General features: G+C 46.6%; 1 protein-coding gene. It reads left to right on the top strand.

Annotated features, from left to right (window positions below):
- On the top strand, positions 1-1580 hold a 1580-nt coding region (locus A3763_RS03230), incomplete at both ends, for a molybdopterin dinucleotide binding domain-containing protein (RefSeq protein ID WP_156494865.1).

Raw genomic sequence — 1580 nt, 5'->3', positions numbered from 1 at the left:
TAATATGTTTATCTGGCGTTCAAACCTATTAGGTTCGTCAGGTAAGGGTCATGAATACATGCTTCGTCACCTTCTAGGTACTAAGAACGGTCTTCAAGGTAAAGACCTTGATGAACGTGGCGCCAAGAAGCCAGAAGATGTTAAGTGGCACGATACGCCAGTCGAGGGTAAGGTCGACTTGCTAGTGACGCTAGACTTCCGTATGTCGACTACCTGCTTGTATTCAGATGTTGTATTACCTACAGCAACTTGGTACGAAAAAGACGATATGAATACGTCGGATATGCATCCGTTTATTCACCCTCTTTCTAAAGCGATTGACCCGGTTTGGGAATCGAGATCTGACTGGGATATCTTCAAAGGTATTGCCAAGAAGTTCTCTGAACTTTGTGAAGGCCACTTGGGTGTTGAGAAAGATTTGGTCACGGTACCGCTTCAGCACGACACACCAGGAGAGCTTGCTCAGCCAGAGGGTGTGAAAGCATGGTGGAAAGGTGAGTGTGACCTGATTCCAGGTAAGACGGCACCAAACCTAGCCGTTGTTGAACGTGATTACCCGAATACCTATAAGCGCTTTACTTCGCTTGGCCCATTGCTAGAGAAACTAGGTAATGGTGGTAAGGGTATTACTTGGAACACTGAAGATGAAGTGAAGTTCTTGGGTGAGCTTAACTATAAGCACACTGAAGAAGGCGCGCATCAGGGTCGTCCGAAGATTGAGTCGGCAATTGATGCCTCTGAAGTGATCTTGAGCCTGGCACCAGAAACTAATGGTCAGGTAGCGGTTAAAGCATGGGCTGCACTGTCAGAGTTTACCGGTAAAGATCACACACACTTGGCTAAGCCGAAAGAAGAGGAAAAAATCCGCTTCCGCGACATTCAGGCGCAGCCTCGTAAGATCATCTCTTCTCCTACCTGGTCAGGTCTGGAAGATGAGCACGTATCTTATAACGCAGGTTATACCAACGTACACGAGTTGATTCCATGGAGAACAGTGACAGGTCGTCAGCAGTTCTATCAGGATCATGAGTGGATGCGTGACTTCGGTGAAACCCAGTGCTTGTATAAGCCACCAGTTAACATGAAGACAGTTAAGCCTTTGTTAGACAAGAAACCAAACGGCAACAAAGAGATCGTATTGAACTGGATTACACCTCACCAGAAATGGGGTATCCACTCAACCTACTCTGATAACTTGTTGATGTTGACCCTTTCACGTGGTGGTCCGATTGTTTGGATCTCGGAAGTTGATGCAGCAAAAGCAGGCATCGAAGATAACGATTGGATCGAAGTGTTCAATGTTAACGGTGCCATTGCATGTCGTGCGGTCGTTTCCCAGCGTGTAAACGAAGGTATGAGCTTGATGTATCACGCACAGGAACGACAAATAAATATGCCGGGGGCTGAAACAACCAAGACACGTGGTGGTATGCATAACTCTGTTACAAGAGCGGTTATGAAGCCTACTCACATGATCGGTGGTTACGCACAGCAAGCATACGGATTTAACTACTACGGTACCGTTGGCTGTAACCGAGATGAATTTGTAATCGTCCGTAAGATGGACAAAGTTGACTGGT

The organism is Oleiphilus sp. HI0128 (assembly GCF_001635365.1).
Note: the sequence above shows the minus strand (reverse complement) of the source record. Positions and strands in the feature narration are given on the sequence as shown.